The 21,830-nt window shown below is 66.3% G+C and carries 20 protein-coding genes; 6 read left to right on the plus strand and 14 right to left on the minus strand.

Annotated features, from left to right (window positions below; genetic code table 11):
- The first annotated feature begins 2 nt into the window (after positions 1-2).
- The 4 genes from LG661_RS04230 (at position 3) to LG661_RS04245 (ending at position 4,500) form a co-directional block, all read left to right on the plus strand.
- A complete protein-coding gene (locus LG661_RS04230; protein ID WP_230530621.1) occupies positions 3-977 on the plus strand; it encodes an ABC transporter ATP-binding protein in 975 nt (324 codons plus the stop codon).
- Positions 974-1,951: an ABC transporter ATP-binding protein gene (locus LG661_RS04235; protein WP_230530622.1), complete on the plus strand. Its 978-nt coding sequence runs from the start codon at positions 974-976 to the stop codon at positions 1,949-1,951. The genes LG661_RS04230 and LG661_RS04235 overlap by 4 nt, the downstream gene beginning before the upstream one ends.
- A gap of 48 nt (positions 1,952-1,999) precedes the next feature.
- Positions 2,000-3,391 (plus strand): M20 family metallopeptidase, encoded by a 1,392-nt coding sequence (locus tag LG661_RS04240; protein WP_230530623.1) that lies wholly within the window; start codon positions 2,000-2,002, stop codon positions 3,389-3,391.
- 125 nt (positions 3,392-3,516) lie between these two features.
- A complete protein-coding gene (locus tag LG661_RS04245; protein ID WP_230530624.1) occupies positions 3,517-4,500 on the plus strand; it encodes a bile acid:sodium symporter family protein in 984 nt (327 codons plus the stop codon).
- Between the two features lie 45 nt (positions 4,501-4,545).
- Here LG661_RS04245 and LG661_RS04250 read toward each other — a convergent pair whose 3' ends face one another.
- From LG661_RS04250 to hutI, 8 genes are all read right to left on the minus strand, one after another.
- Positions 4,546-5,337, minus strand: a complete 792-nt coding sequence (locus LG661_RS04250) for an ABC transporter ATP-binding protein (RefSeq protein WP_230530625.1) — start codon at positions 5,335-5,337, stop codon at positions 4,546-4,548.
- Complete coding sequence (locus LG661_RS04255) at positions 5,334-6,110, minus strand: ABC transporter permease (protein WP_230530626.1); 777 nt, start codon at positions 6,108-6,110, stop codon at positions 5,334-5,336. Before LG661_RS04255 ends, LG661_RS04250 begins: the two co-directional genes overlap by 4 nt.
- Positions 6,111-6,221: 111 nt before the next feature.
- Positions 6,222-7,163: an ABC transporter substrate-binding protein gene (locus tag LG661_RS04260; RefSeq protein ID WP_230530627.1), complete on the minus strand. Its 942-nt coding sequence runs from the start codon at positions 7,161-7,163 to the stop codon at positions 6,222-6,224.
- 187 nt (positions 7,164-7,350) lie between these two features.
- A complete protein-coding gene (locus tag LG661_RS04265; RefSeq protein ID WP_230530628.1) occupies positions 7,351-7,932 on the minus strand; it encodes a HutD/Ves family protein in 582 nt (193 codons plus the stop codon).
- Positions 7,932-9,596 (minus strand): urocanate hydratase, encoded by a 1,665-nt coding sequence (gene hutU, locus LG661_RS04270; protein ID WP_230530629.1) that lies wholly within the window; start codon positions 9,594-9,596, stop codon positions 7,932-7,934. The genes LG661_RS04265 and hutU overlap by 1 nt, the downstream gene beginning before the upstream one ends.
- A 13-nt stretch (positions 9,597-9,609) precedes the next feature.
- Positions 9,610-10,443, minus strand: a complete 834-nt coding sequence (hutG, locus tag LG661_RS04275; RefSeq protein WP_230530630.1) for an N-formylglutamate deformylase — start codon at positions 10,441-10,443, stop codon at positions 9,610-9,612.
- Positions 10,440-11,990 carry a histidine ammonia-lyase gene (gene hutH, locus LG661_RS04280; RefSeq protein ID WP_230530631.1) on the minus strand — a complete coding sequence of 517 codons (1,551 nt, stop codon included), beginning with the start codon at positions 11,988-11,990 and terminating at the stop codon, positions 10,440-10,442. Before hutH ends, hutG begins: the two co-directional genes overlap by 4 nt.
- Positions 11,987-13,189, minus strand: coding sequence for an imidazolonepropionase (gene hutI, locus LG661_RS04285; RefSeq protein ID WP_230530632.1), 1,203 nt, complete (start codon positions 13,187-13,189; stop codon positions 11,987-11,989). The genes hutH and hutI overlap by 4 nt, the downstream gene beginning before the upstream one ends.
- A gap of 169 nt (positions 13,190-13,358) precedes the next feature.
- Here hutI and LG661_RS04290 point away from each other — a divergent pair, with 169 nt between their 5' ends.
- A complete protein-coding gene (locus LG661_RS04290) occupies positions 13,359-14,717 on the plus strand; it encodes a formimidoylglutamate deiminase (protein ID WP_230530633.1) in 1,359 nt (452 codons plus the stop codon).
- Positions 14,718-14,738: 21 nt separating this feature from the next.
- Entirely contained in the window at positions 14,739-15,458 is a 720-nt protein-coding gene (gene hutC, locus LG661_RS04295) for a histidine utilization repressor (protein ID WP_230530634.1), read from the plus strand.
- A gap of 93 nt (positions 15,459-15,551) precedes the next feature.
- Here hutC and LG661_RS04300 read toward each other — a convergent pair whose 3' ends face one another.
- From LG661_RS04300 to LG661_RS04325, 6 genes are all read right to left on the minus strand, one after another.
- The gene (locus tag LG661_RS04300; RefSeq protein WP_230530758.1) at positions 15,552-16,034 is read right to left on the minus strand and encodes a F0F1 ATP synthase subunit B family protein; all 483 of its coding nucleotides are present in this window, start codon (positions 16,032-16,034) and stop codon (positions 15,552-15,554) included.
- Positions 16,035-16,069: 35 nt separating this feature from the next.
- The gene (locus LG661_RS04305) at positions 16,070-16,615 is read right to left on the minus strand and encodes a F0F1 ATP synthase subunit B family protein (RefSeq protein WP_230530635.1); all 546 of its coding nucleotides are present in this window, start codon (positions 16,613-16,615) and stop codon (positions 16,070-16,072) included.
- Positions 16,616-16,719: 104 nt separating this feature from the next.
- The gene (locus LG661_RS04310; protein ID WP_230530636.1) at positions 16,720-16,944 is read right to left on the minus strand and encodes a F0F1 ATP synthase subunit C; all 225 of its coding nucleotides are present in this window, start codon (positions 16,942-16,944) and stop codon (positions 16,720-16,722) included.
- Between the two features lie 53 nt (positions 16,945-16,997).
- Positions 16,998-17,726 (minus strand): F0F1 ATP synthase subunit A, encoded by a 729-nt coding sequence (locus tag LG661_RS04315; RefSeq protein ID WP_230530637.1) that lies wholly within the window; start codon positions 17,724-17,726, stop codon positions 16,998-17,000.
- 58 nt (positions 17,727-17,784) lie between these two features.
- Positions 17,785-18,156, minus strand: coding sequence for an AtpZ/AtpI family protein (locus LG661_RS04320; RefSeq protein WP_230530638.1), 372 nt, complete (start codon positions 18,154-18,156; stop codon positions 17,785-17,787).
- A 208-nt stretch (positions 18,157-18,364) separates the two neighbouring features.
- Positions 18,365-21,823 carry a chromosome segregation SMC family protein gene (locus LG661_RS04325; RefSeq protein ID WP_230530639.1) on the minus strand — a complete coding sequence of 1,153 codons (3,459 nt, stop codon included), beginning with the start codon at positions 21,821-21,823 and terminating at the stop codon, positions 18,365-18,367.
- Positions 21,824-21,830: the final 7 nt, after the last annotated feature.

The following is a 21,830-nucleotide window of genomic DNA, read 5'->3' on the forward strand; positions in this document are numbered from 1 at the left end:
CCATGAGCGACACGATCCTTGGGGTCGACGGCCTGAGCGTCGACATCGCAACACCCCGCGGCACCTTGCACGCGGTGCGCGACATCTCCTTCTCCATCAAGCGCGGCGAGACGCTCTGTCTCGTGGGCGAGTCCGGCTGCGGCAAATCCATGACGTCGCTTGCGATCATGGATCTCCTGCCCAAGGCGGCAAAGCGCCAGACCCGGCGCCTCGCCTTCGCGGGCGAGGATCTCGCCGGTGCGTCCAAGCGGCGCATCAATGCGCTTCGCGGAAACCGCATGGCGATGATCTTCCAGGAGCCGATGACGGCGCTGAACCCCGCCTACACGATCGGCAACCAGCTCATCGAGGCCTACCGTCTCCACCGCAATGCCAGCGAGTCGGAGGCGCGCGAGCGGGCCGTCTTCCTGCTCGGCAAGGTCGGCATCGCCTCGGCGGCGGAACGCCTCGGGCAATATCCGCATCAGCTCTCCGGCGGATTGCGCCAGCGCGTCATGATCGCCATGGCGCTGATGTGCGGGCCGGATCTCCTCATCGCCGACGAGCCGACGACCGCTCTCGACGTGACGATCCAGGCGCAGATCCTCCGGCTTCTGGCGGACCTGCAGCGCGAGCTCGGCATCGCGATGCTGCTCATCACGCACGATCTCGGCATCGTGGCGCGCATCGCTGACCGGGTCGCAGTCATGTATGCGGGCCAGATCGTGGAGGAAGGGACGACGGAGGCGCTGTTCCGCAGTCCGAAGCATCCCTACACCCGCGGCCTGATCGACTGTATTCCGGTGCCGGGTCGCACGGTTCCGGGCGGCCGGCTCGGCGTCATCCCCGGCGTCGTGCCCTCTCTCGTCGGCGACATTCGCGGCTGCAGCTTCCGTGACCGCTGCAGCTTTGCCCAAGACATCTGCGCCCAGGCGCCGCCCATGCGTGGGACCACGGACAGCCAGAGCTGGCGCTGCATTCTGGAGAACGCAGCATGAGCGCGCTTCTCGAAGCTCAAGACCTCACCCGCTCCTTCACCGTCGGCCAGGGCATGTTCAAGGCCCGGCGGACCCTGCATGCGGTGAATGGCATCAGCCTGGATATCCGCAAGGGCGAAGTGCTCGGCATCGTCGGGGAATCCGGCTGCGGCAAGTCCACGCTCGCCCGCATGCTGCTCGGCCTCATGCCGCCGACCGGTGGCCGGATCACCCTCGACGGAACGGATATCCGCGAACTCGGCCGCAAGGGCATGGCCCGGCGCGTGCAGCCCGTGTTCCAGGATCCCTATTCCTCGCTCAACCCGCGCCGCACCATCGCCTCCATCGTGGCCCTTCCGCTGGAGGTTCACGGCATCGGCACGGCGTCCGAGCGGCGCAGGCAGGCTCTGGAGATCCTCGACAAGGTCGGCCTGCCGCAGCGCTTCGCCGACCGCTATCCGCGCGAGCTGTCGGGCGGCCAGCGTCAGCGCGTGGCGATCGCCCGCGCGCTCATCATGAAGCCGGAGATCGTGGTCTGCGACGAGCCGACCTCCGCCCTCGACGTGTCTGTGCAGTCCCAGATCCTCAACCTCCTGATGGACCTGCGGCGCGAACTCGGCCTCACCTATGTCTTCATCAGCCACAATCTGGCGGTGGTGGAGCATATCGCGACCCGCGTGGCCGTGATGTATCTCGGCCGCGTCGTCGAACTCGCCGAGACCGAAGCGCTCTTCAGGACGCCGCGTCATCCCTATACGAAGGCGCTGCTGGCGTCGGTCCTGACGCCCGAGCCGGGCGAGGGGATTCCCGAGACGGGCCTCGGCCTCGCCTTCCCGGATCCGCTCAATCCGCCGCCCGGGTGTCCGTTCCACCCGCGCTGCGCCGAGCGGATGTCGCAATGCAGCTCGATCGCGCCGCGCTTCACCCAGCATGGCCGGGACGTGGTGGCCTGCCACCTGCACGATTCCGAACAGGTGGCCGCCATCAGCGCATGAGCGGCGAGCCTCTCCAATCCTAACGATAACCAAGAGGAAATATTCGAGATGACCCGCGAAGCGGCCATTGCAAGGGCAGAGAACTATTTCGAGTCCGGCGCTCTCAAGAAGGACCTGGCGCGCCTCGTCGCCATGCCGACCGAGAGCCAGAACCCGGACCGTGCCGAGGTTCTCACCGCCTATGTCGAGAACGAGATGCGGCCGCTGCTGGAAAGCCTCGGCTTCACCTGCAGGACTCTCCACCACCCCAAGGCAAAGGGGCCGTTCCTGTTTGCGGAGCGCATCGAGGATCCCTCCCTTCCGACGATCTTCGGCTACGGGCACGGGGACGTGATCCGCGGTCTCGACAAGGATTGGAGCGAAGGGCTTTCCCCCTGGACGCTGACCGAGGTCGGCGACCGCTGGTACGGTCGCGGCGTCGTGGACAACAAGGGCCAGCACGTCATCAACATCGCCGGAATGCGGGCGGTGCTCGAGACGCGCGGGAAACTCGGCTTCAATGCCAAGTACCTCATCGAGATGGGCGAGGAGATGGGATCGCCCGGCCTGCGCGAGCTCTGCACCGAGCAGAAGGAGCTCTTCAAGGCCGACGTGCTGATCGGCTCGGACGGCCCGCGCCTCAATGCCGAGCGCCCGACTATCTTCCTCGGCTCGCGCGGCGGCGTGACCTTCGATCTCACCATCAAGGCCCGCGAGAGCGGCCACCATTCCGGGAACTGGGGTGGCATTCTCTCCGATCCCGCCATCCAGCTGGCGCATGCCATCGCGAGCATCGCCTCGCCGACCGGGCAGATCCGGATTCACGAATGGGTCCCGAAGGAGGTTCCCGTTTCCGTCCGCCGGGCCCTGGCCGATTGCGAGGTCGATGGCGGACCGGATGGCCCGACCATCGATCCCGAATGGGGCGAGCCCGGCCTGACGCCCGCCGAGCAGGTTTTCGGCTGGTGCTCGTTCGACGTGCTCGCCATGAAGTCGGGGAACCCGGAGACGCCGGTCAATGCCGTTCCGCCGAGCGCCTGGGCCCGCTGCCAGCTGCGCTTCGTCGTCGGCATCGACCCGGGTGAGGTTCTCCCGGCCCTGCGCCGCCACCTCGACCGCCACGGCTTCCCGATGGTCGAAGTGGCCAAGAGCCGGGATGAGATCTTCCACGCCACCCGCCTCGATCCGGAGGATGCATGGGTGACGTGGGCCGTGAAGTCGCTCGCCAGGACCACGGGCAAGAAGCCTGCCATCCTGCCGAATCTCGGTGGATCGCTGCCCAACGACATCTTCTCGGAAATTCTGGAGCTGCGCACGATCTGGGTGCCCCATTCCTATCCCGGCTGCTCGCAGCACGCGCCGAACGAGCACCTGCCGGTGGCCATCGCCCGCGAGGGGCTGGCGATGATGGCTGGCCTGTACTGGGACATCGGCACCGGCGACGTTCCGCCTCTCGACTAAGCGTCAGGCGATAATGAAGCGGGCGCGAGGGACGCTTGCGCCCGCTTCATCATTTTTATCGAGAGCGCCTGCCCGTGCCTTTCGCATGAGGGGACAGGCGTCCGTTATCGGAATTGAAGGTAGGGATGACTGCATTCATCAGGCGTGAATGGTACACGCTGGCGATCTTCGGGATGCTCCTACCCGCCGCCATTCTCCCGGTCCAGGGCGATGCGGCCGCGATCTTTTCGGTCCTCACGAAGATCGCGGTCATGCTGCTCTTCTTCCTGCATGGCGCTCGCCTGTCGCGGGATGTGGTGATTGCAGGGATGACCCATTGGCGGCTGCACCTCTTCGTGCTCGCCACCACCTTCGTGATCTTTCCGATCCTCGGGCTGATCATCATCGCCGTTCCGGGTCTCACCACGGCGGCGCTCGGCACGGGCATCCTGTTTCTCTGCGTCCTGCCGTCCACCGTGCAGTCCTCGATCGCCTTCACCTCCATCGCCGGCGGAAACGTGCCGGCCGCGATCTGTTCCGCAACGGCCTCGAACATTCTCGGCATGTTCCTGACGCCGCTGCTGGTCGGGCTCCTGTTCAAGACCCAGGGCGGCGGCGTATCGCTCGATGCGGTTCAAAGCATCGTCCTGCAGCTTCTTGCTCCCTTCATTCTGGGACAGATCCTGCAGCCGTTCATCGGGAAATGGGTGGCGCGGCACAGGGCCTTGACCCTGACGGTGGACCGCGGCTCGATCCTGATGGTCGTCTACGCCGCATTCAGCGAGGCCACGATCACCGGCCTGTGGTACAGGCTCTCGGCAAGCGATCTGGTAGCCATCATCGTGATCGATGTCGTGCTCCTGATCGCGGTCCTGTGCTTCACCTATTACGGCAGCGGCTGGCTCGGCTTCAAACGCGAGGACCAGATCGCGGTCACGTTCTGCGGCTCCAAGAAAAGCCTGGCCTCGGGCGCTCCGATGGCGAACGTGATCTTCGCGGGCCAGAACGTCGGATCGATCATTCTGCCCCTGATGATCTTCCACCAGATCCAGCTGATGGTCTGCGCCATCCTCGCCCGGCGCTTCGCCGCCGATTGGGAACGGCCGAACGCTACGCTCGCGAAGCGATAGGCCTACCGCTTCGCGAGCGTTGACAGCAGCATTGCTTGTGCCGGATCAGTGCGCCCCGTCCGCCTGAAGGGCTTCGGCGCGGATCTCTTCCGTGAGCTGCGCCTTGAGTTGCGAGAATTCCGGGCTCGTCTTCATGGTGTAGTGGCGCGGATGCGGAAGCTCGACCGGGATGTCGGCCTTGATCCGCCCGGGGCGCGCCGTCATCACGATCACGCGGGACGCCAGGAAGATCGCCTCTTCGATGTCGTGGGTGACGAAGAGCACGGTCTTGCGCTCGCGCTCCCAGATCCCGAGCAGCAACTCCTGCATCAGGGCGCGGGTCTGGTTGTCGAGGGCGCCGAAGGGCTCGTCGAGAAGCAGGATGGCAGGATCGTTGGCTAGCGCACGGGCGATGGCGGTGCGCTGCTGCATGCCGCCCGAGAGCTGCTTGGGATAATGGTGCTCGAAACCGCGAAGGCCGACCTTGTCGGTGTAGGAGGCCACGATGTCCCGGCGCTCCGACTTCGGAATACCCTTCTCCCGCAGGCCATAGGCGATGTTCTCCGCAATCGTCAGCCACGGAAATAAGGTGTAGGACTGGAACACCATGCCCCGGTCTGCGCCGGGACCCTTGATCTCGCGCCCGTCGAGGAGCACGCGTCCGCCGCTGGGCCGGTCGAGGCCGGCGACGATGCGCAGCAGCGTCGACTTCCCGCAGCCGGAGGGGCCGAGGATCGTGATGAAGTCGTTCTGAGCAACCTCGAGGCTCGTCGGCTCCAGCGCCCGCACGGGAGCGCCGCCCCGCACGCCGGGAAAGGTGCGCGACACGTTTTCGATGGTGAGGATCGTTCTGGTCATGCGAGCTTCCACGGAAAGAGCTTCCGGTTGCAGGCTTTGAACAGGAAGTCGGAGATGAGGCCGATGATGCCGATGACGATGATGCCGAAGATCATCTGGCCCGTCGCCATGAGCGCTTGGCTGTCGATGATCATATGGCCGATTCCGGCTGAGGAGCCGATCAGCTCCGCGACGATGACATAGGTCCACGCCCAGCCGAGCACGAGCCTCAGGATCTCCGCGATGTCCGGAGCATTGGCCGGAATGAGCACCCGGTTCACGATGCCCCGGTCGGAGGAGCCCAGCGTGTAGGCCGCCTCGACGAGGTCGCGGCGCGTGTTGCCGACGGCGACCGCCACCATCAGGATGATCTGGAACACCGAGCCGATGAAGATGACGAGCAGCTTCTGCATCTCGCCGATGCCCGCCCACAGGATGAGGAGCGGAATGAAGGCGGAAGCCGGAAGATAGCGGGCGAAGGACACGAAGGGCTCGAGGAAGGCCTCGATGGGCTTGTAGGCTCCCATCAGCACGCCCAGCGGCACGGCGACCGCCGCCGCGATGACGAAGCCTCCTACGACCCGCCAGACCGTGATGCCGATATCGGAGAGAAAGCCGAACCGGGTGAGCAGCATCCACCCGTCATGCAGCATGGTGATCGGATCGGCGAGAAACGTGCGTGAGACGTAGCCGCCGAGCGTCGCAATGGACCAGGCGGCGAAGAAAAGCACGAAGAAGGAGATGCCAAGCACGATGCGCGTGCTGTAGCTGACAGGTTCGAGAGGGCGATGCATGGGAGGTTTATCCTGCCACCGGGGCCGCGCTGGAGCCGGCCGGGATGGCACCGGAGAATGGTGAAAGAGCAGTGGCCCGCGCTGCGGGCCACTGTCGGAAGTCCTGGCGTCTTACTGAATGAAGCTCGTGTCGGCCAGAGCGTTCATGTCCGGCTTCTGCTTGATGACACCGATTTCCAGCAGCAGGTCGGCGGCTTCGTTCGAGAAGGTCTTGAACTCGCCCTCGAAGAACTTCTTGTTCGCCTCGCGGTCCTGCCAGCGCAGGAACTGGGCCGACTTGCCGAAGGCTTCGCCGGTCTGCTTCACGTCCGCGCCCATGATTTCGTAGGCCTTGGTCTGATCCTTCTTGATCATGTCGAGGGCTTCGAAATAGCTGTCGGCGAGGGCCTTGGCGGCCTTCGGATTGTCCGACAGGAATTTCGGCGTGCAGCCGAAGGTGTCCATCACCACCGGATAGTCGAGGGTGGTGGCGATGATCTTGCCGGCCTGCGGGGCGGCGCGCACGGACGACAGGTAGGGCTCGTAGGTCATGGCGGCGTCGTTCTGGCCGGCGATGAAGGCCTGGGCGGCCGGTCCCGGCTCCATGTTGACGATGGTCACGTCCTTGGGCGTGAGGCCGTTCTTCTTCAGCATCCATGCCAGCACGAAATAGGGCGACGTGCCCGGAGCGGAGGCCGCGATGGTCTTGCCCTTGATGTCCTTGATCGAGCCGACGTCGTTGCGCACGACCATACCGTCCGCGCCGTAGCTCTTGTCGAGCTGGAAGATCTGCTTGGTGGCCACGCCGTTCGCGTTCCACACGATCCAGGTCTCCACCGTGGTTGCGGCGCATTGCACGTCGCCGGACTGGATCGCGAGGTGGCGGCTGGCCTGCGGGATCTTCTTGATCGTGACCTCGAGGCCGTTCTTCTTGAAGATGCCGGCTTCCTTCGCGAGCGTCAGGGGCGCGAAGCCCGTCCAGCCCGAAATGCCGACCGTAACCGGGGTCTCCTGTGCGGAGGCCGAGCCTGCCGCCAGCGCCAGCAGCGCCAATCCACCCATTATTGCTTTCATTGCAGCCTCCTGTTTATCCACCTTGCTCGTTCGGGCTCGACGGGTTCCCTCTGGAAGGTCCTGATCCGTCCTCTTGTCAGCCGCTGAATGTGAGCGGGCGAATGGCATCACGCCCACGCTCCGATGTCAAATGTATAGACAAGATGAGGTGCCGCCATTTTCAGCAAGATGAGCCCGAACTGCACTCTCATTGCGCAGCTTCGGGGGCGATTTCAATCAGGATCGCGCGGCCGGATCCTGCAAGCTGGATGATTTCCTGAGTGGAGGCGAGAGCGAGGGTGTCGAGTCTCTGAAGCGAATGGATCGCATCGCCCACGGTGACGTCGAGTGCGGCATCCATGGCGACGATGAAAGCGGCGTCCGTATCCTCCGACAGCAGCGCGATGCCCGATTCCATGATCCGCGTGCGGTGATTGAACCGTCCGCGCCGCGTCATCACGTTGAGGTCGCGGATCGGGCCGGACGGAAGCCGTCCCACGGTGGCGTCGTCGCCCGCAAACGAGAGCTTCGGGAATGCGCTGTCCAGGCGATAGGAAACGCCTTCGATATCGAGTTCGATGCCGCTTCCCTCGACCAGGATCAGGGTCCTGTCGATTCCCGGAAAGACCGAGAAGGGGCCGTCGGATGCCACATCGGCCATGCTGATGCGCCACCCGAAGGTCTCGAAGCCCGAGCCCTCCGGGAAGGCGGCGACTTCCGCGGTCGTGCCGCCGCCGTTCTTCCACGGCACCCGGACAAGGTCGCCGTTGCGGATGACGCGGGCAGGCATCAGCCCAGGCTCGGCAGATTGAGTCCGTGCTCGCGGGCGCAGTCGATGGCGAGCTCATAGCCCGCATCCGCGTGCCGCATGACGCCGCTGGCGGGATCGTTCCAGAGAACGCGTTCGATCCGCTTGGCGGCCTCCGGCGTGCCGTCGCAGACGATCACCATGCCGGAATGCTGCGAAAAGCCGATGCCGACGCCGCCGCCGTGATGGAGCGACACCCATGTCGCGCCGGAGGCGCAGTTGAGAAGCGCGTTCAGGAGCGGCCAGTCGGAGACCGCATCCGAGCCGTCCTTCATGGCTTCCGTCTCCCGGTTCGGGCTTGCGACCGAGCCGGAATCGAGATGATCGCGTCCGATGACGATGGGAGCCTTCAGCTCGCCCTTCGCCACCATCTCGTTGAAGGCGAGCCCGAGGCGGTGCCTGTCGCCCAGGCCCACCCAGCAGATGCGCGCGGGCAGGCCCTGGAACTTGATCCGTTCCTTGGCCATGTCGAGCCAGTTGTGCAGGTGCTTGTTGTCGGGCAGCAGCTCCTTCACCTTGGCGTCTGTCTTGTGGATGTCCTCCGGGTCGCCAGAAAGCGCCGCCCAGCGGAACGGGCCGATGCCGCGGCAGAAGAGCGGACGGATATAGGCGGGCACGAATCCGGGGAAGTCGAACGCGTCGTCAACGCCTTCCTCCTTCGCCATCTGGCGGATGTTGTTGCCGTAGTCGAGAGTCGGCACGCCCGCCTTGTGGAAGTCGAGCATGGCGCGCACATGCTCCGCCATGGAGCGCTTGGCGGCATGCTCCACCGCCTTCGGATCGCTCTCGCGTTTCGCTTCCCAATCGGCGAGCGACCAGCCCTTGGGCAGGTAGCCGTTGATCGGATCGTGCGCGGAGGTCTGGTCCGTGACCGCATCGGGACGGATGCCGCGGCGGTAGATCTCGGGGAAGATCTCGGCCGCATTGCCGAGGAGGCCGACCGAGACCGGCTTCTTCTCGCGACAAGACTGCTCGATAATCGCAAGCGCCTCGTCGAGGGTGTCGGCGCGGCGATCCACATAACCTGTCTTCAGGCGCATCTCGATCCGGCTCGCCTGGCACTCCACCGCAAGGCAGGATGCGCCGGCCATGGTGGCGGCGAGAGGCTGCGCGCCGCCCATGCCGCCGAGGCCAGCCGTGAGAATCCAGCGGCCCGCGAGATCGCCGCCGTAGTGCTGGCGTCCCACCTCCACGAAGGTCTCGTAGGTGCCCTGCACGATGCCCTGGCTGCCGATATAGATCCAGGATCCGGCCGTCATCTGGCCGTACATCATGAGGCCCTGGCGGTCGAGCTCGTGGAACTTGTCCCAGGTGGCCCAGTGGGGCACGAGGTTGGAATTGGCGATCAGCACGCGCGGAGCGTCCGGGTGAGTGCGGAAGACGCCGACCGGCTTGCCGGACTGCACGAGGAGCGTCTCGTCGGCCTCGAGGTTCTTCAGCGCCGCCACGATGCGGTCGAAGCTATTCCAGTCGCGAGCCGCGCGGCCGATGCCGCCATAGACGACGAGCTCGCCGGGCTTCTCCGCCACGTCGGGGTCCAGGTTGTTCATGAGCATGCGCAGAGGCGCTTCCGTCAGCCAGCTCTTGGCTGCAAGCTCGCCGCCGTGGGCTGCGCGGATCACGCGGGCATTGTCGATGCGGGTCATGGGGCGTCCTCGATCAGGCTTTAGAACGGGCGAAGGTGAGACAGGTTTCGAGAATGAGAGCCAGCGCCGCGCGCATGGGGGCGGCATAGGTCTCGCTGTATTCGGCGGGCCACTGGCTTTCGGCGACAGGACCGAGCGGCTCCTTCATGTAGCCTCGGCAGGCGAGCTCCATCTGGATGGCGTGGACGCCGTCCTGCGGCTGCCCGAGGCTGCGCGTGATGTAGCCACCCTTGAAGCGGCCGTTGACCACATAGCTGAAGCCGCTGCCGGCGCTGATCTGCTCGATGGCGCCGCTCAGCGCGGGCGCGCAGGTCGTGCCGCCATTGGTGCCGATGTTGAAATGGGGCAGGGTGCCTTCGAATAGGCGCGGGATCACCGAGCGGATCGAGTGGCAGTCATAGACCACGATCTTGGGATGCATCCCGCGAAGCCGCACGATCTCCTCACGCAGGACCGCATGATAGGGGTTGAAGAAGCGTGCGCGGCGCTCGGCGATCTCGTCTGCGCTCGGCTCGGCCCCCGATCGATACAGCGGCTCGCCGTCGAAGGTGCTGGTCGGGCACAGCTCCGTCGTCGCCTGCCCCGGATAGAGCGAGACGCCGGAGGGATCGCGGTTCACGTCGATCACGGTGCGCGAGATCGACGTGCGAACGACGGTCGCGCCGAGACCGGAGGCGAAGTCGTAGAGGCGCTCGATCCACCAATCCGCATCCTTGCGGGCAAGCCATGGCGAGACGAGTCCGTGCTCATATTCTGCGGGTATTTCGGTGCCCGTATGCGGCAGGCTCACCAGGAGGGGAGCATCGCCGCGGATCACCGTGAGCCAGGAGGGGTGTTCGGCGCTCATCGCGCGACCTCTTCCGCGACGAGCGGCAGCACGTCGTTTCCGATAGCCCCCTCCAGCGCTCCGGATGTGACGAGGGCCGTCGCCTGTTCCATTTCCGGAGCCATGTGCCGGTCGTCGTCGAGATACGGAACCGATGCGCGTAAGAGCGCGCGGGCGCGCTCCAGGCGCTCGCTCGAGCGCATCGGCGCATGGAAGTCGCAGCCCTGAACCGCGGCGAGCAGTTCGATCCCGATCACGTTCGCCGCATTGGCCGCCATCGGCAGGAGGCGGCGCGCCCCGTGGGTCGCCATGGATACGTGATCCTCCTGATTGGCGGAGGTGGGAATCGAGTCGACGCTAGCGGGATAGGCCCGCTGCTTGTTCTCGGAGACGAGCGCCGCCGCCGTGACCTGCGGAATCATGAAGCCGGAATTGAGCCCCGGCTTCGGCGTGAGGAAAGCCGGCAGGCCGGAAAGGGTCGGGTCGACCAGCATGGCGATGCGCCGCTCGGCGAGCGACCCGATCTCGCACAGGGCCATGGCGATCATGTCGGCGGCGAAGGCGACGGGTTCCGCGTGGAAGTTGCCGCCGGAGATGACCTCGCCCGAATCCGAGAAGACCAGGGGATTGTCGGAGACGCCGTTCGCCTCGGTCGCGAGCGTTGCGGCGGCTTGGCGCAGCAGATCGAGCACCGCGCCCATCACCTGCGGCTGGCAGCGCAAGCAGTAGGGATCCTGCACGCGGTCGTCGTTGGTGAGATGCGAGGCGCGGATGGCGCTGCCCTGCATCAGAGCGCGCAGGGACTCCGCCACCTCGATCTGCCCTCGATGCCGCCGAAGCTGCTGGATGCGCGGGTCGAACGGCCCGTCCGATCCCTTGGCCGCATCGGTCGCCAACGCGCCGGTGACGAGGGCGGCGCGGAGCACGCGCTCGGCCTCGAAGAGCCCGGCCAGCGCCAGCGCCGTCGAGACCTGCGTGCCGTTGAGAAGGGCGAGGCCTTCCTTGGGGCCGAGAACGAGAGGCGAAAGACCGGCCTGCGCAAGCGCGTCCTCAGCCAGCATCCGCTCGCCGCCCACGAAGAACTCGCCGACGCCCATCAGCGCCGCCGTCATGTGGGCAAGGGGTGCGAGATCACCCGAAGCGCCGACCGATCCCTGGCCGGGAATGACCGGAACGAGCCCGACCTTCAGGCACGAGGCCAGATGCTCGACGGTGGACCAGCGTATGCCCGACGCTCCTTGAGCGAGACTCGCGAGTTTGAGCGCCATGACCAGTTTCACGACAGGAACCGGGAGAGGCTCGCCGACGCCCGCTGCATGCGAAAGCACGATATTGCGCTGGAGCGTCGCCAGATCGGAGGCGCCGATGCGCACGCTGGCGAGCTTTCCGAAACCCGTGTTGATGCCGTAGACGGGGTCGCCCTTGGCGACGATGGCCTCGATGGTCTTGGCTCCGGCCTCGATGGCCGGACGGCAGCCCTGATCGAGGGCAACATACGCGCCGAAATAGACGCGCCGCCAGTCGGCGAGGGGAACGGAGCCGGGAATGAGCGTTACGGTTTCTGTCACTGGCCCCTCCAGATGCGGGCATGAAGCGGGTTGAAGCCGATGCGATAGGCGAGCTCTGCCGGGCGCTCAATATTCCAGATCGCGAGGTCGCAGGATTTGCCGGGCTCGAGCGTGCCGGTTTCGTCGAGACGGCCGAGCGCGCGCGCCGCTTCGCGCGTGACGCCGGCCATGCATTCCTCGACCGTGAGGCGGAAGAGGGTTGCGCCCATGTTCATGGTGAGCAGAAGCGAGGTCAGCGGCGAGGTGCCGGGATTGCAGTCCGTCGCAATCGCCATGCGGGTCCCGTGCCGGCGGAAGGCACCGACCGGCGGCAGCTTCGTCTCGCGCAGCATGTAGAACGCACCGGGAAGCAGCACCGCGACCGTGCCGGCCTTTGCCATGGCGGCCGCACCGTCCTCGTCCGTATGCTCGAGGTGATCGGCCGAGAGCGCGCCGTACTCGGCGGCGAGCTTGGCTCCATGCAGGTTCGACAGCTGGTCGGCATGCAGCTTGACCTTCAGCCCCAGCGCCCTGGCGGTGGCGAAGACCCGCGCAGTCTGCTCCGCCGAGAAGGCGATTCCCTCGCAGAAGGCATCCACCGCATCCACCAAGCCCTCGCGGGCGAGGGCGGGCAACATCTCCTCGCAGACCTTCGCAATGTAAGCGTCCTTGTCGCCGTTCGCCTCCGGCGGAAGCGCATGCGCGCCGAGGAAGGTCGTGGTGACCGCAACGTTCCGCTCACGGCCAAGACGCCGCGCCGCACGTAAGGACTGCGCTTCCGTCTCCAGGTCGAGGCCGTAGCCCGACTTGACCTCGATGGTGGTGCAGCCTTCGGCGATCAGGTGATCGAGTCGGGGCAGGGCGCTCGCCACCAGCTCGTCCTCGCTCGCAGCACGAGTGGCCCTCACCGTGGAGACGATGCCGCCGCCGGCCCGGGCGATCTCCTCATAGCTCGCGCCTTTCAGGCGCAGCTCGAACTCGTGCGCCCGGTCGCCGCCGAAGACCAGATGGGTGTGGCAGTCGATGAGGCCTGGGGTGATCCAGCGTCCCTCGCAGTCGATCCGCTCGGCCGCGTCCCGTTGGGAGGGCAGATCCTCGACCGGACCGGCAAAGGCGATGCGGCCGTCCTTCGCCGCAACGGCGCCACCCTCGACGATCCCGAGATCGTCGCCGGCAAGGGTGGCAAGGCGAGCGTTGAACCAGATCCGGTCGAAGCGCATGGGTTCTCCTCCGGTGGGCTTGGGTTAATGTCTATACATAATCCCGAAAAGATGGATATTGTCTAGACGTATTCGATCCGCTCTGATGATCTAGCGCGCAGCCGGTCCCCAGCCAGCCGCCATCCTCCCTGCGGATGCATGGTGCCGATGAACCAAGAGGGTTTCAACGATGCGCAAGCTCATTCTCGATCATGCCCTGCTGCCGAGCGGATGGGCGCGGAATGTGGCGGTCGATATCGAAGGCGGCATCATCCGCGCCGTGCGGTCCGATGCCGCTGCAGAGGGGCGTGAGCGTATCGCCGGCATCGCGCTGCCGGGGCTCCCGAATCTCCACAGCCACACTTTCCAGCGCGGCATGGCGGGGCTTGCCGAAACGCGCGGACCGGAAGGCGACAGCTTCTGGACATGGCGGCAGGTCATGTACCGTTTCCTCGACGACCTGACGCCCGACGACGTCGAGGCCATCGCCGCCTTCGCGATGATGGAGATGCTGGAGGGCGGCTTCACGTCGCTCGCGGAGTTTCATTATCTGCACCACGACACCGACGGCCGAGCCTATGCGGACCTGGCCGAGCTCTCGGTCCGCATCGCTGCGGCGGCGGGGGAAACCGGCATTGGGCTCACGCTCCTGCCCGTCTTCTATGCGCAGGGCGGTTTCGGCGCGGCTCCTCCCACGGAAGGGCAGCGGCGCTTCGTCAATGACGTCGAGCGCTATTCCAGCCTGCTGGAAGGCGCGCGCAGGGCCGTGGCGGGTCTCGACGATGCAGTTGTCGGCGTCGCGCCCCACAGCCTGCGCGCCGTCACGCCCGAGAGCCTCGCCGAGGTCGTGGCCCTCGCAGGCGAGGGGCCGATCCACATCCACATCGCCGAGCAGGTGAAAGAGGTCGAAGACTGCATTGCCTGGTCCGGCCAGCGCCCGGTGGCGTGGCTGCTCGACCATGCCCCCGTCGACCGGCGCTGGTGCCTGATCCACGCCACCCATCTCGATCCCGCCGAGACGCGGGGCATTGCGGTCAGCGGAGCCGTGGCGGGATTGTGCCCGATCACTGAAGCAAATCTCGGCGACGGCATCTTCGAGGGCGTCGATTTCCTGGCGGCAGGCGGTCTCTTCGGCGTCGGCTCCGATTCGAATGTCGAGATCAGCGCCCCGGGAGAGCTCAAGCAGTTCGAATACAGCCAGCGCCTCAAGCACCGCGCCCGCAACGTGCTGGCCCGCCGCGAAGGACAATCCACCGGGCGCAGCCTGTACGACGGGGCGCTCGAAGGCGGAGCGCGCGCCCTGGGACGGCGAATCGGAGCCATCAAGGTCGGCCACCGGGCGGATCTCGTCGTGCTCGATGCGGCGCATCCGGATCTTGCAGCCCTCGCAGGCGACCGCTGGCTCGATGCTTACGTCTTCGTGGCCGGCAAGGCTGTCGTCGACACCGTGATCGTCGGCGGCAGCTCGGTGGTTTCGGGAGGCCGGCACTGCAGCCGCGACTCCATCGCTGCGCGCTTTGCCCGCACCATAGCCCGCCTTCTAGCGTGATCGAAGGAAGAGCAGCCCGGCATGAAGCATATCTACCAGCGCATCCGCGACGATATCGAGGCCCGCATCATGTCGGGGGAGTGGCCGCCGGGACATCGCGTGCCGTTCGAGCACGAGCTGATGGCCGAATATGGCTGCTCGCGCATGACCGTGAACAAGGTGCTCTCGACGCTCGCCGCCAACGGCCTGATTCTCCGGCGGCGGCGGGCCGGATCGGTCGTGGCGGAGCCGAGCACCGAGCGCGCTGTGCTGGAAATCCAGGATTTCGCGCTGGAAGCCGCGCGGGCCGGAAGCGCCTACCGCTTCCAGATCCTGCGCCGGGCCATCGAGCCCATCGACTCCGCGGCGGCGCAGCGCACGGGCCAGCCCGCTGGCACCGAGATGCTCAGCATCACCACCCTGCACCTGATGAACGATGTGCCGGAGGCCTTCGAGCAGCGCCTGATCCATCTCGACACGGTCCCCGAGGCCGCCGAGGAACCCTTCGACGACCTTCCGCCGGGCACATGGTTGCTCCGTCGCGTGCCGTGGACCGATGCCGAGCACATCGTCCGCGCCGTCAGCGCAGACAGCGCGCTCGCCAAGCGCCTTCATATCGAGACCGGAGCCGCCTGCCTCGTGCTGGAGCGGCGCACCTGGCAGGCCGGTTCCTTCGTGACGGAGGCCCGCATTGCCTATCCCGGCGACCGGCATCACCTCGTCGGCCGCTTCTCCCCGGTGGGACAGGGGGCGGTCGCATAAGCCGTCCCGGCGCAGCAGCCTTCAGCCGCGTGATTGCAATGAAAAGGCCGCCCTGAAAGGCGGCCTTTGAAGCTTTTGGGTGCGTGACGGAGCTTATTGAAGCTTCGTGCGCATGTCGTTGAGGCCCTGCGTCACGAGGGAAGTGGCGGTGGGGCCGGTGATCTCGTTGCGCAGGATGCGCTCGGAGGCCTTGATGGCGGCATCGACCGCAGCTGCGCGCACTTCCGCGGAGGCCTGAGCTTCTGCCTGGGCGATCTTCGCCTCGGCGGAAGCGGTGCGGCGCTTCACGAAGTCGGCCATCTTTTCCTGCGCCTCGGCGGCCAGGCGCTCGGCCTCGGCCTTGGCAGTGGAGACGATCTCGGCGGCTTCGCGCTCGGCGGCGGCCCGCTTGCTCTCGTACTCGCGCAGCAGGCGCTCGGCGTCCTCGCGCAGGCGCTTGGCCTCGGCGAGTTCGTCGGCGATGCGCTGACCGCGCTTGTCGAGCTGGTTCACGACGTTCTTCGGCACTCCGTAATAGGAGAGGAGCACCATGAAGATGACGAAGGCGATGCCGACCCAGAAGGTGGGATTAGCCAGAAGCGCTGACATAGGGCTCTCCTTACGCCTTTAAATCAATCGAGGGCGGCTTCGACCGCCTGCGGAGCAGGGGTCTTGCCGGTCAGGCGCTCGACGATGGCCGCGGCCGTCTCGGCGGCGATGCCGCGGACATGGCTCATGGCATCCGTCTTCTTCGCCGCAATGGTCGCTTCGGCCTCGGCGAGACGCTTGTTGAGGTCTGCCTCGAGCGCCTTGCGCTTGGCGTCGCTCTCGGCGGCGAGCTTCCCGCGGGTTTCCTGGGCAAGGGCCTGAGCACGGCCTCTGGCTTCGGCCAGTGCCTTCTCGTAGGCCGCGCCGGCCTCTTCCGCGCGGGTCTTCATCGCGGCGGCATCGTCGAGGTCCCTCGCGATCGTAGCGCGACGATTCTCGATGATGCCGGTAAGACGCGGCAGCACAACCCTGGAGAGGAGGGTGTAGAGCACCACGAAGGAAATCGTGAGCCAGAGAAGTTGGCCGGCGAAGGTTTCCGTCGCGAAGGGCGGGAAGGTGGCGTCCGCTGCGTGAGCGTCGCCGGGGACTTCCGTACCAGCCTGTGGGGTCTGAGCCTGGGCCTGAGCCATGGGAATGGTCCTGGAATGTGTAAATGACGGCGGATGGCCCGCCGTCACTGTCTAACAGCAAGGCGCATGGGGCGCCTTGCCCTCCCGATCACCAAATATGTTGATTAGGTGAACAGCAGGAGGAGGGCGACGACGAGGCAGAAGATGCCGAGACCTTCCGCGAGCGCCGCACCGATGAACGCGCGAGCGAACTGGCTGTCGGCAGCCGACGGGTTGCGCAGGGCGCCCGAGAGGAAGTTGCCGAAGATGTTGCCGACGCCGAGAGCGGCGAGGCCCATGCCGAAGCAGGCAATGCCCGCGCCAAGAGCTTTGAAAGCGATAGGATCCATCGTGATCTCCTAGGGTGATGATCGGGAGGGGAAGAAAGGGACGACGCCGTGCCTTAGTGTCCCGGATGCAGGGCGTCGTTGAGGTAGATGCAGGTCAACACCGTGAAGACGTAGGCCTGCAGGGCGGCGACGAGGAACTCGAGCGCCGTAAGACCAACCGCCATGATGAGCGGAAGAGGGGAAAGAAGCGCGATGCCCACGCCGGCGGTGCCGAGCGAGACCACGAAGCCGCCGAACACCTTCAGGGCGATGTGGCCCGCGAGCATGTTGGCGAAGAGACGGAGGCTGAGGGAGATCGGGCGGGAGAGGAAGGAGATAATCTCGATGACCGAGATGAAGGGAAGCAGCCAGCCCGGCACGCCCGACGGCACGAAGAGGTGAAGGAAATGCAGGCCGTGCGCGACGAAGCCATAGATGATGACGGTGCCGATGACCAGGAGGGCCAGGGCGAAGGTCACGACGATTTGGCTGGTCACGGTGAAGAAGCCGGGCACCATGCCCAGCAGGTTCGCCGTCAGCACGAACATGAAAAGGGAGAAGACGAAGGGGAAGAATTTCATTCCTTCGCGACCCGCCGTGTCGGTGAGAGTGTTGGCCACGAAGTCATGGAGAATTTCGGCGACAGACTGAGAACGTCCGGGAATCAGGGCGCGCTTGCGAGAGGCGTAAAGCAGGCCACCGACGATCAGGCCCACAGCACCAATCATGAACAGCGATGAATTGGTGAAGTTGATGATCGGAATGATGGGCTTGACCTGGAATTGCTCGATCGGGCTCGCCATGATCCGCTCTTAATCTCGCTGTTGTTCGCTTTTGCTCGGCCGTCGAAAGTCAGGCTCGTCACTTTTTGTCGTCATACCGGGCGGGTTTCACCGCGCCCGATGCTCGCAGGAGATTGAGCATTCCGGCGCAGAAGCCGAGCAGAAGACAAATTATGAGACCCCAAGGGGAACTGCCGAACAGATGATCGACGAGCCAGCCTACGATCCCGCCCGCGACAACTCCTGAAACGAATTCGGCCGAATACCTGAAGGCTTGGCCGATTGCGTTGGAATCCGTCTTGGAGTGGGCACGAGGTTCAGATTCTGCTCTTTGAACGGACGCTTTATTGATCCGTGCATCGAGAGATTTCAGCCTCGCCGATAGGTCGGCATCGTCGGCACCGTCCGGTTTCCGCTCATCTTCACCGCTCCGCTTGTGAGGGTCCGCCATTGCGATCTCCTTAAAAGCGTTGCGGGAAAAGTGCTTGGAAGCCTGGCCCCGAAAGCCGGGCGCAACATATGAGCGGGGGTCCCCCCTGTCAAGGACTGTCGGAAAAGACTTAAGCAGCTGAAACCTTTACTTAAAAAGCGTTTCGGGGCTGGCTTGGCCTTAAAGCGCACACGTTTTTGAGGCTGAAGGAAGGCGAAGCCTGAAAGCCTTAGGCTACTTCGAGAATGCGCTCGGCGCTCTGCAGGTCGACGGAGACGAGCTGCGAGACGCCTCTTTCCGCCATGGTGACGCCGAAGAGGCGGTCCATCCGCGCCATGGTGATCGGGTTGTGGGTGATCACCACGAAACGGGTTTCGGTCTGGCGCGCCATATCGTCGAGCAGGTCGCAATAGCGCTCGACATTGGCGTCGTCGAGCGGCGCGTCCACCTCGTCCAGCACGCAGATGGGCGAGGGGTTCGTGAGGAACACGGCGAAGATCAGGGCCGTCGCCGTGAGCGCCTGCTCACCGCCGGAGAGCAGGGTCATGGTCTGCGGCTTTTTGCCGGGCGGACGGGCCAGGATATCGAGACCGGCTTCCAGCGGATCGTCCGAATCAACCAGGGTCAGTTCCGCCGTGCCGCCGCCGAAGAGGGTGGTGAAGAGCCGTTGGAAATGGGCGTTGACCACGTCGAAGGCGGCGAGCAGGCGCTCGCGGCCCTCGCGGTTGAGGCTGCCGATGGCCTGGCGCAGGCGCTTGATGGCCTCGACGAGGTCGTCCCGCTCCGTGGTGATGCCGTTGTACTTGGTCTCGAGCTCCGTCAGCTCCTCGTCCGCACGCAGGTTCACGGCGCCGAGGCGCTCCCGGTCCGACTTCAGGGAATGGAGCTTGCTCTCGATCTCTCCATGGGACGGCAGTTCGACGCCGTCCTTGAGGCCTGCCAGTTCGATAAGCCCGGCCGGGGTCGTCTCCAGGTTCTCCGCGATGGCGCGGGTGATCTCGGCGAGGCGCTGGACCGCGGCCTCATGGCGCGCCTGCGACCCGGCGCGGGCCTCGCGGGCGGCGGACAGCGCCTCCAGCGCCGCGCGGGCCGTGCGGTCGGTCTCGGCGAGATTCGTCTCGGCATCGGCGAGGCGGTCGGCCGCCTCCTTGCGCCTGGCCTCGGCCTGCTCGATCTCGGAGAGGAGCGAGCGGCGGCGCAGGAGATAGGTGTCGGGAGCCTCCAGCAGGCGCTGGTGCTCGTCCTGGGCGCGCTCCAGGCGCTCGCCCAGATCCTCGAAGGCCTTGGCGGCGCGGGCGGCGCGCTCGGTCCAGAGGCGGATGTCGGCGGCAATCGAATCCTGCCGGCGGCGCCGCAGTTCCACCTCGTGCATGAGGGATTGCAGGGCGGCCCGCGCCTCGGAGGCAGCGGCCCGGCGCTCGGCGACCCAGGTGCGTTCTTCCAGCAGGCGGCTTTCGAGATCGGGGGCGGGCGCGAGGTCCTGAAGGGCGCTCTGCGCATCCTCCACCCGCTGCTGCGCCTCCGCCTCGCTCTCCGACAGGCGGGCGAGACCTTCCTGCAGGGCCGAGCGGCGCTGGCCGAGCTCGGCCTCCTTGCGCTCGGCGGCGGCAAGGCGCGTACGGGCGGCATCGAGAGCCTGACGGGCCTGACGCGCGGCCTCGATGGTCTGCATCTCGTGGGAGGCGGCGTGGCGCACCGCTTCGAGGGCCTCTTCCGCCTCGCGGCGCAGGTTCTCGGCCTCTTCGCGGGCCTCCGCCGCGTCTCGCTCCAGATCGCCCAACCGATTCTTCTCCGCCAGGCGGCGGGCGGCGGGCGAGGGCGCTTCGGCGGCGGTGGTGAAGCCGTCCCAGCGCCAGAGATCGCCTTCCTGGGAGACGAGGCGCTGGCCGGGCTTGAGAAGGCTGCGCAGGCGCAGGCCCTCTTCCTTGCTCACGACGCCGATCTGCTTCAGGCGGCGCTGAAGCTGAGGCGGGGCGATGGCGAGATCGGCCAGGGAGCGGACGCCCTCCGGCAGCACCGGATCGCCCGCGCCGGACGAAGTCTCGCCCCAATGGGCCGGGGCGGAGGGATTGGTGGAGGCTTCCAGGTCGTCGCCGAGGGCTGCGCCCAAGGCCGTCTCGTAGCCCTTCTGCACAGTGATCTGATCGAGGGCCGGGGGCCAGAGATCGCCGGTGGCGGAGGTCACGAGCTTGGCCAGGGTCCGCGCTTCGGTTTCGAGGCGCTGGGCCCTCCGCTCAGCCTCGTTGAGGGGCTGGCGCAGGCGGTTCTCGGCATCGCGGGCGAGGCTCAGGGTCTCGCGGGCCTCGGTGACGGCCTCTTCCGCCGATTGCACAGCCTCCTCGGCGATGGCCGCTTCCTCACGCAGCTCGTCGATCGGAGGCGCGTCGTCGCCCGAGGTGGAAAGGGCCTCGATCTCGCGCTCCAGCCGCTCCTTCTCGGCGGCGAAGCGCGCGGCGCGCTCCATCTCCTCGCGCACGGAGCGTTCGAGCGCGGCGCGGCGGGCGTTGAGGTCCGAGGTCTGGGCCTGGAGGGCGCTCAAAGCCGCTTCGGCCTCGGCGAGTTCCGCTTCCGCATTCTGCAGGCGCTCCTCGCTCTCGGCGCGGGCGTCGTCCGCCCCGTCCGTCGTGAGCGACAGTTCGGCGGCCTCGGATTGCAGGCGTTCGATGGTGGCTTCCGCATCCGTGCGCTGGGCGGCCTCGCGGGCCAGGTCCCGGTTCAGGTCGGAGATATGGCGCTCCAGCTCCACGACCCGGTCCTTGGAGCGGCGCTCTTCCGATTCGAGCTCGTTGCGGGCATGGGTCAGGCGCTGCAGCGCTGCGGCCGCCTCGGCCTCCGCCTGGCGGAGCGCCGGAATGGAATGGGCGGCGACCGCCTGGGCCGTGGCGGCCCGGGTCTGTTCTTCGGTCAGGTCGGCAACGGCCTTGAGGTCCTCCGCCACTTGGCGTTCGGCGGTGGCCGCCTGCTCTCGCGCCTCGGCGAAGCTGATGGCGTACATCAGCGCTTCCAGACGGCGGATCTCGGCGGAGAGGTTCTTGTAGCGCGAGGCCTGGCGGCCCTGGCGCTTGAGGCTCTCGATCTGGGTTTCCAGCTCGCGGATCACGTCCTCGACGCGGAGAAGGTTGTCTTCCGCCGCTTTCAGCCGCAGCTCCGCCTCATGGCGGCGGGCATGGAGGCCCGCGATGCCGGCCGCGTCCTCCAGGATACGGCGGCGGGATTGCGGCTTGGCCGAGATGATCTCGCTAATCTGGCCCTGGCGGACGAGGGCGGGCGAACGCGCGCCGGTGGCGGCGTCCGCGAACAGGATCTGCACGTCGCGGGCGCGGACTTCCTTGCCGTTGATCCGGTAGGTCGAGCCTTCCTCGCGTTCGATCTTGCGCGAGATTTCAAGAATATCGGCGTCGTTGAAGGCGGCGGGCGCCGTGCGCTCGGCATTGTCGATGGTGAGCATCACCTCGGCCGAGTTGCGCGCCGGCCGGTTGCCCGAGCCTGAGAAGATGACGTCGTCCATCCCCGTGGCGCGCATGTTTTTGTGGGAGTTCTCTCCCATGACCCAGCGCAAGGCTTCGACGAGGTTCGATTTGCCGCAGCCGTTCGGCCCGACCACGCCGGTGAGACCCGGCTCGATCAGGAACTCCATCGGCTCGACGAAGGTCTTGAACCCTGCAATGCGAAGGCGCGTCAGCTTCATGGACGCG

This window comes from Microvirga roseola (genome assembly GCF_020866965.1).
GTDB lineage: Bacteria > Pseudomonadota > Alphaproteobacteria > Rhizobiales > Beijerinckiaceae > Microvirga > Microvirga roseola.

Excerpts from the sequence above, each read along its gene's own strand:
- LG661_RS04325 (WP_230530639.1), bottom strand. The coding sequence starts at position 21,823 with ATGAAGCTGACGCGCCTTCGCATTGCAGGGTTCAAGACCTTCGTCGAG.
- LG661_RS04315 (WP_230530637.1), bottom strand. The coding sequence starts at position 17,726 with ATGGCGAGCCCGATCGAGCAATTCCAGGTCAAGCCCATCATTCCGATC.
- LG661_RS04320 (WP_230530638.1), bottom strand. The coding sequence starts at position 18,156 with ATGGCGGACCCTCACAAGCGGAGCGGTGAAGATGAGCGGAAACCGGAC.
- LG661_RS04260 (WP_230530627.1), bottom strand. The coding sequence starts at position 7,163 with ATGAAAGCAATAATGGGTGGATTGGCGCTGCTGGCGCTGGCGGCAGGC.
- LG661_RS04310 (WP_230530636.1), bottom strand. The coding sequence starts at position 16,944 with ATGGATCCTATCGCTTTCAAAGCTCTTGGCGCGGGCATTGCCTGCTTC.
- hutI (WP_230530632.1), bottom strand. The coding sequence starts at position 13,189 with ATGCGCTTCGACCGGATCTGGTTCAACGCTCGCCTTGCCACCCTTGCC.
- LG661_RS04255 (WP_230530626.1), bottom strand. The coding sequence starts at position 6,110 with ATGCATCGCCCTCTCGAACCTGTCAGCTACAGCACGCGCATCGTGCTT.
- LG661_RS04250 (WP_230530625.1), bottom strand. The coding sequence starts at position 5,337 with ATGACCAGAACGATCCTCACCATCGAAAACGTGTCGCGCACCTTTCCC.
- hutU (WP_230530629.1), bottom strand. The coding sequence starts at position 9,596 with ATGACCCGCATCGACAATGCCCGCGTGATCCGCGCAGCCCACGGCGGC.
- LG661_RS04235 (WP_230530622.1), top strand. The coding sequence starts at position 974 with ATGAGCGCGCTTCTCGAAGCTCAAGACCTCACCCGCTCCTTCACCGTC.
- LG661_RS04265 (WP_230530628.1), bottom strand. The coding sequence starts at position 7,932 with ATGCCTGCCCGCGTCATCCGCAACGGCGACCTTGTCCGGGTGCCGTGG.
- LG661_RS04305 (WP_230530635.1), bottom strand. The coding sequence starts at position 16,615 with ATGGCTCAGGCCCAGGCTCAGACCCCACAGGCTGGTACGGAAGTCCCC.
- LG661_RS04245 (WP_230530624.1), top strand. The coding sequence starts at position 3,517 with ATGACTGCATTCATCAGGCGTGAATGGTACACGCTGGCGATCTTCGGG.
- LG661_RS04230 (WP_230530621.1), top strand. The coding sequence starts at position 3 with ATGAGCGACACGATCCTTGGGGTCGACGGCCTGAGCGTCGACATCGCA.
- LG661_RS04240 (WP_230530623.1), top strand. The coding sequence starts at position 2,000 with ATGACCCGCGAAGCGGCCATTGCAAGGGCAGAGAACTATTTCGAGTCC.
- LG661_RS04290 (WP_230530633.1), top strand. The coding sequence starts at position 13,359 with ATGCGCAAGCTCATTCTCGATCATGCCCTGCTGCCGAGCGGATGGGCG.
- hutC (WP_230530634.1), top strand. The coding sequence starts at position 14,739 with ATGAAGCATATCTACCAGCGCATCCGCGACGATATCGAGGCCCGCATC.
- hutG (WP_230530630.1), bottom strand. The coding sequence starts at position 10,443 with ATGAGCGCCGAACACCCCTCCTGGCTCACGGTGATCCGCGGCGATGCT.